This window comes from Streptomyces sp. NPDC060027, assembly GCF_042737005.1.
Classification (GTDB): Bacteria; Actinomycetota; Actinomycetes; order Streptomycetales; family Streptomycetaceae; genus Streptomyces.
The window spans coordinates 1-6453 of sequence record NZ_JBHWVI010000341.1 but is presented as its reverse complement, the minus strand read 5'-3'; the positions used below and the strand labels follow the sequence as shown (position 1 = coordinate 6453).

At 70.3% G+C, this 6453-nt stretch carries 7 protein-coding genes; 3 read left to right on the top strand and 4 right to left on the bottom strand.

Features of this window, described 5'->3' with window-relative positions; genetic code table 11:
- Positions 1 to 36: 36 nt before the first annotated feature.
- From ACFWBT_RS40905 to ACFWBT_RS40890, 4 genes are all read right to left on the bottom strand, one after another.
- The gene (locus ACFWBT_RS40905) at positions 37 to 1755 is read right to left on the bottom strand and encodes an ABC transporter substrate-binding protein (protein WP_385709300.1); all 1719 of its coding nucleotides are present in this window, start codon (positions 1753 to 1755) and stop codon (positions 37 to 39) included.
- A gap of 199 nt (positions 1756 to 1954) precedes the next feature.
- On the bottom strand, positions 1955 to 2047 hold the full coding sequence (locus tag ACFWBT_RS40900; RefSeq protein WP_323178788.1) for an Ms4533A family Cys-rich leader peptide: 93 nt from the start codon (positions 2045 to 2047) through the stop codon (positions 1955 to 1957).
- 56 nt (positions 2048 to 2103) lie between these two features.
- Positions 2104 to 3801, bottom strand: coding sequence for a DUF3152 domain-containing protein (locus tag ACFWBT_RS40895; RefSeq protein ID WP_385709296.1), 1698 nt, complete (start codon positions 3799 to 3801; stop codon positions 2104 to 2106).
- An 8-nt stretch (positions 3802 to 3809) separates the two neighbouring features.
- Positions 3810 to 4799 carry an alpha/beta fold hydrolase gene (locus ACFWBT_RS40890; RefSeq protein ID WP_385709293.1) on the bottom strand — a complete coding sequence of 330 codons (990 nt, stop codon included), beginning with the start codon at positions 4797 to 4799 and terminating at the stop codon, positions 3810 to 3812.
- 160 nt (positions 4800 to 4959) lie between these two features.
- Here ACFWBT_RS40890 and ACFWBT_RS40885 point away from each other — a divergent pair, with 160 nt between their 5' ends.
- The 3 genes from ACFWBT_RS40885 to ACFWBT_RS40875 all read left to right on the top strand — a co-directional run bounded on the left by ACFWBT_RS40885 (position 4960) and on the right by ACFWBT_RS40875 (position 6400).
- Positions 4960 to 5178 carry a hypothetical protein gene (locus ACFWBT_RS40885; protein ID WP_266762475.1) on the top strand — a complete coding sequence of 73 codons (219 nt, stop codon included), beginning with the start codon at positions 4960 to 4962 and terminating at the stop codon, positions 5176 to 5178.
- 187 nt (positions 5179 to 5365) lie between these two features.
- Complete coding sequence (locus ACFWBT_RS40880) at positions 5366 to 6004, top strand: TetR/AcrR family transcriptional regulator (protein WP_385709289.1); 639 nt, start codon at positions 5366 to 5368, stop codon at positions 6002 to 6004.
- Between the two features lie 168 nt (positions 6005 to 6172).
- Positions 6173 to 6400, top strand: a complete 228-nt coding sequence (locus ACFWBT_RS40875; protein ID WP_028801993.1) for a DUF3107 domain-containing protein — start codon at positions 6173 to 6175, stop codon at positions 6398 to 6400.
- The last annotated feature ends 53 nt before the right edge of the window (positions 6401 to 6453 follow it).

Below are 6453 nucleotides of genomic sequence, written 5' to 3'. Positions count from 1 at the left end.
GGGGCCGGGGAGGCGAGAAGTGCCTCGCTCACGGCGCTACTTCACCGAGACCTGGGAGATGTCCAGAACGCCGGTCCAGTCGCTGATCACGATGTTCTTGACGCCCTTGCCGTACAGGCGCTTGTAGACGGGGTGGAACAGCGGCACGGTCAGCGCCTGCTCACCGATCTTCTTGTCCAGCGCCCCCCAGCGCTTGGCGGCCTCGTCGAGGTCGGTCAACTTGTTGATCGCGTCGATCTCGTCGTTGACCGACTTGTCATCGAGGAAGCCGGTGTTGAAGTTGGCGCCGTCCTTGACGATCTGCCGGCCGTCGAAGATCGGGGCCAGGAAGGGACCGCCGGAGGGCCAGTCGGCACCCCAGTGGGCGAGGAAGAAGCCCGGCTCGGTCTTGGCGCTGTGGATCTTGTCGCTGTAGTCGTTGTCCTCGAGACCCTGGAGCTTGACGGTGATGCCGGCCTTCTTGAGCGCGTCCTGGATGGCGGTCGCGATCTCCGGGCTGGTCTCGAAGTCCTTGCTGTTGGAATGCGTGAGCGTGACGGTCAGGCCGTTCTTGTGGCCCGCCTCGGCCAGCAGCTCCTTGGCCTTGGCCGCGTTGCCGGACTCGCCCGCCGGGAAAAGGTCGTAGGGCGTGTAGCCGAAGGACTTCTGGCTCGGCAGGTACGTCGTCGCGGGCTCCGCGAGCGACGAGCCGCCCGCGGCGTTGATCACCGAGCTGCGGTCGATGGCGTAGGAGATCGCCTGGCGCACCTTCGGGTCGTCGAACGGCTTCACCTTCGGGTTGAAGGCGATGTAGTTGGTGTAGCCGAAGTGCCCGGTGCCCACGCGCGAGGCCAGCTCCTTGTCCCCCGTCACCTTGGCGAGCTCGGCGGGGCCGAGGTTGGTGTCCGTGGTGACGGCGGTGGTGTCCGCGCCCTGGGAGGAGGACAGCCGCTGGTTGATCACCGACGAGTCCAGGCCGGACCGTACGTCGACCCTGTCCGGGTAGGCCTTGCGCTCGGCGTCGGTCGACGCGGACCAGTACGTGTTGCGCTCCAGGGTGAGGCGCTCGCCGTCGTTCTCGTTCTTGACGACCTTGTACGGACCCGAGGAGACCGGGTGCTCCTCGTACTTCGTGCCCTTGTCCTTGGCCTTCGGGACGGGAGTGAACTGCGTCTGCGTGGCCAGGTAGGGGAACTCGCCCTCGGGCTTGTCCAGGTGGAAAACAATGGTCAGCTCGTCCGGCGTCTCGATCGAGTCGAGGCCCTTCTTGTCCTTGTAGGGGCCCTGGTAGTCGGCCCCGCCGATCAGCCAGTCGCGCAGATAGGGCGCGCCCCCGGAGAGTTCGGCGGCGAAGGAGCGCTCGATGCCGTACTTGATGTCGGCGGAGGTGATCGGCGTGCCGTCCTCGAACTTGAGGCCCTTCTTCAGGGTGTACGTCCACACGGTCGCGTTCTTGCTCGGGCGGCCGGTGTCGGTGGCCAGGTCCGGCACGACCTCGGCGCCGGCGGCCCCGTTCTCGCGGTTGCGGGTGGTGAGCGTACGGAAGACGAGCGAGGGCACGTTGCCGCCGCCGGAGGTGTAGAGCCGCGCGGGGTCGAAGTCCGACTGCGGATTGGAGTTCAGGACGGTGAGCGTGCCGCCCTTGTGGGGCCGGGAGTCGCCACCGGAGCCCTTGGCATCGTTGTCCTCCGGGCCGCAGGCGGCGGCGCCCGCTGCCACGACCAGGCTGACGGATGCCGCGGCCACGCGGCGCGCTATGAGGGACGGTTGACGCATCGGAAGACGACCTCTCGGAAAGGCTCGGATACTGAGACGGATTGACGCGGGGCGAGACGGAAGAGAGCGCGGAGCTCGCCCAGGGCGTCAGGCGTCGGTGTCCGACCGGACCGAAAGAGGCACCGGCGCCCCGAATCGGAGATTCAGGGGCGCACGGAACAAGACGGGAGGAAAGCGACGCACTCGCCGGGGGCGGGCGTCAGCGACAGTGAATGTCGGCCACGCAGAGCGCGGTCACGCCGATGAGCGCCAGCTCAAGGGCGGCGCGTGCGGAGGCGTGACGGGGCGACATGCGGAAAAATATGAACGATCTTTCGGCGCATGTCAACGTGGCCCGGACCCCTCCTGTCAACTCCCGGGATAGGCCCAGGGGTTGGCTAGGCAGTGGATTCCGTCGTGGTCGAGGAACTTGGTCTGCTGCTGCATGACCGGGGCGAGCTCGCCGTCCTTGTCGCAGGTGACGTGCCCGAATCCGAGCCGGTGGCCGACCTCGTGGTTGATCAGCATCTGCCGGTAGGCGTGAATCTTGTCACCGTAGGTCGTGGAGCCCTGGGCCCAGCGGTACGCGTTGATCATGACGCGCTCGGTGGACGCCGAGTCGCACGACACGTTGTCCTCCGTGGTGTCGAGCCCCGACTTGGCGCACCACTCGGCGGTGGTGCCCGGGCTCGCCAGCGTGATGACGAAGTCCGGTTTCCCGGAGTGGATCCGCTCGAAGGTGCGGGCGCCGCCGTGGGCCCAACTCCGCTGGTCGTTCAGGGTCTTCTGCACGGCCTCGGCGAAGAGCTCACCGTCGAGGCCGAGGCCCTTCTCGATGTCGACGCGGTAGGTGTACTTGCGCCCCTTGCCCGGCGCCTCGGCGACTCCGGGCACCGCGTCGAACTTCCCCGACGCCTTGAGCTTCGCGCCGAGGGGGTACGTCCTGGCCATCTGCTGGTCGTACGTCAGGGGGGCCGCGGCCACGTTCGGCGCACCCGACTGGGTCGGCCGGTCGTCGCCGCGCGAGGCGGAGTCCTGGGTCACCCGGCCGCCACCGTCCTCGGCGGCCTGCGTCCGCGCACCGGCGTCGTGCTGTCCCGAGGCGACCTGTCCGGCCACGACGACGGCCAGCACGGTGGTGACGGCGGCCGCCGCGATCCCGGTGAACGCCCACCCCTTGCGGGCCTTGCCGTCGGCCTGTTCCTCGGCGTCCGGCAGCGAGGGTTCACCGGTCTCGGCGGACCCGGTGTCCCAGTCGGTGACGGAGCCGTAGGGGTCGGCGGCCCGGGGTTTCGCCTTCCGCCCCGGAACGCCCGCGCCCGACGCCGAGAGGCCGTCGGTCCCCTCCGCACCGAGGTCGAACGCGTCGACGTACGCCTGCCGGGGAGCCGCCACGTGCTCCTGACGCTGCCGGGGGACGCGCGGTCCGGGGGGAGCGCCCTGAGGAGCCCCACCGGCCCTGGACTCCCCCCAGCCACCGCCCGGTTCACGCTGCTCGGGATGCCCGCCCCGCACCCGGGGCATCCCGTGAGCGGGGGTCCCGTCGGGCAGACGCGGCAGCCCGTGCGCCGGAGTCCCCTCGGGCAGACGCGGCAGCCCGTGCGCAGGGGTTCCGTCGGGCAGACGCGGCATCCCATGGGCAGGGGTCCCGTCGAAAAAACGCGGCACCCCATGTGCCGGGGTGCCGTCGTCATAACGAGGGACGCCCTGTGCGGGAGTCCCGTCCGTGAATCGAGGCACCCCGCGCGCGGGGGTGCCGTCCGCCGTCCGCGGGAACCCGTGCGCCGGCGTCCCGTCCGGCAGACGCGGCACTCCCCGCGCGGGAGTGCCCTCCGCGGTGCGAGGGAACCCGTGCGCCGGCGTCCCCTCGTCGAAACGCGGCACGTCTCGCTGCGGGGACCCGCCCGCGGGCGGGTAGGGGCCCAGGGGGCCGGTCGGCTGCGCCGCCGCGCGGCGGGCGCGATCCGGGCCCGGCGCCGGGTCCGGTGCCGCCTCCGCCGCCGGAACCGCTCGCGTACGCGAGGTGTCCGGCTTCTCGGCCCGCCCCCGACGACTGTGTCGTCCCACTTCCTGCCTCAGCTCTCCGCGCCGACTGCCGCCGAGGAGGTCAACTCTCCCAGGTCCGCCAGGAGTTCACGGAAGGCGGTGGCCACCGTTTCCGGATACTCCATCATGGCGACGTGCCCCGCGTCCGGCAGGGACAGCAGCCGGGAGTCGCGGAAGGCACGGGCCGCGCGCTGCGCCATACGGTAGCCGACGAGTTGGTCTCGGCCGCCGTAGACGAGCAGCGTCGGGGCGAGCACCCGCTCGGCCTGACGCCACAGTCCGTGCTGTCCGCCCAGCGTGTACGCGTTCACGACCCCGCGCGCGGAGCGTGCCATGGCGTCCCAGAAATAGGGGAGGGCGAGTCGCCGTTCCATTTCCTCGACCGCGTGGCGGAACCCCTCGGGCGTCACGATGCCGGGATCGCCGTAACAGAGAGCCGTCACCCCCCGTACGCGCTGCTCGGCGCTCCAGTCCTTGGTGAGCCTGGTGAACAGCCCCGCCACCCCGGGCAGCGCGAGCAGCGCGGTCGGCCACGCGGTGCGCTGGGCGCGGATCTCGGGCAGCGCGGGTGAGATCAGCGTGAGTGTCCGGACGAGATCCGGCCGGACGGCCGCGACGCGCGTCGCGACGGCTCCGCCGAGCGAGTTGCCGAACAGGTGCACGGGCCCACGCCCGGACGCGTCGAGATAGCGGATGACCGCGCGCGCGTGTCCGGTGACCGAGTAGTCGCCGTCGTCCGGTGGCGGCGAGTCGCCGAAGCCCGGCAGATCGAGGGCCTCGCTGTCCACGAGCCCGTCGAGCAGTGGCATCAGCGCCGACCAGTTCTGCGAGGAACCGCCCAGGCCGTGCACGTACAGCGCGGCCGGCAGCCCCTCGCGCGACGGCGGTCTCGACCGGACCGTCAGGGTGATGCCGGGCAGCCCTACCGATCGCAGTCGCTCCCCTTCCGCGACCCTGACGGCGCCGACCCTGGGCAGGACGGTCACGGCAGGCGCGGGCGGGAGTTCGGTCGAAGACATGCCGCAATGTTACGAGACGATCACGCGGGGGCTCATGTGTTCGCGGTCACAGATGGCGGGCGGATCGCATAGCGTCCGGATCGCGTGTCTCCTAGGCTTCGAACGAGGGCACTCGTACGCACATCAGGAGCGCACTCGTACCCGTTCGGGAAGAGGAACCATGACAGTCGACCCGACAGACCCCGGGACTTTCGATGACCAGTTCCGGGAAATCCTCGGCGCGGAGGCCCCGGAGGCCGACACCGCCGAGCAGTCCGCCGAGCTGGATCCCGCGGACGATGTCGACCCGGAACCCCCGGGCGACCCCCTCAACGCCGATGAGGCGGATCTCGCCGAGCAGGCCCGGGTCGTCCGGCTGAACGAGGACGACTACCGGTGACGCGACACCGCTGATCAAGGCCGTGGGGACGGCCTGGTGCCCAGCTCGTCCCCTTCGGCACACTGTGCGCCGCCGCCGTCGGCGTCCGGTCCGTGAAATTCTGCGCTCGCACCGCACACAGCACGGTTACCGAAAAGTACGATGGCGGCGCGGCGCACACCGCACGTGGACAATTTTGGGAGGCGGCGTGACAGCCATCGAGCAGACAGAGGCAGCACGCCCGCGGGGCACTCGCCTGCCGCGCCGTGCCCGACGCAACCAGCTCCTCGGCGCCGCCCAGGAAGTATTCGTTGCGCAGGGGTATCACTCGGCCGCCATGGACGACATCGCCGAGCGCGCGGGCGTCAGCAAGCCGGTTCTCTACCAGCACTTCCCGGGCAAGCTCGATCTGTACCTCGCCCTGCTGGACCAGCACTGCGAGTCCCTGCTCCTCGCGGTGCGGGCGGCGCTCGCGTCGACGACGGACAACGCGCTGCGCGTCCGCGCGACGATGGACGCCTACTTCGCGTACGTCGAGGACGACGGCGGAGCTTTCCGGCTGGTCTTCGAGTCGGACCTGACCAATGAGCCGGCGGTGCGCGAGCGCGTCGACAAGGTGACGCACGAGTGCGCCGAGGCGATCTGCGACGTCATCGCGGAGGACACCGGTCTCTCGCGTGCCGAGTCGATGCTTCTCGCCTCTGGCCTCGGCGGCCTGGCCCAGGTGGTGGCGCGTTCCTGGCTCCACAGCGACCGCAGTGTCCCGCGCGACCAGGCCGTCCAGCTGCTGACCTCGCTCGCCTGGCGGGGCATCGCGGGTTTCCCGCTGCACGGCACCGATCACTGACACGGAGGAGGCGGCCGGGGGCGTACCCCTCGGCCGCTTCTTTGTTCCCGTCGGATGTTCGCTCCTGGCGTTCCCTGGCGGAGCGTGCACCTCCCCTCACCGGGCTAATGTGTGCTGCGTACGGCGCGTACGAACGCGCACATGACTGACCGTCGGAGGGACAAAGCCGTGGAGGTCAAGATCGGCGTGCAGCACGCGCCCCGCGAGATCGTTCTGGAGAGCGGTCAGACCCCGGAAGAGGTCGAGCGCGCGGTGTCCGAGGCGCTGGCCGGCAAGTCGCAGCTGCTGAGCCTCGTGGACGACCACGGCCGCAAGGTCCTGGTTCCGGCCGACCGGCTCGCGTACGTGGAGCTCGGCGAGCCCACGCAGCGCAAGGTCGGATTCAGCGCTCTGTAGGGCAATGGAGTGGTACGCGAAGGGCCCGGTGACAAAGTCACCGGGCCCTTAGC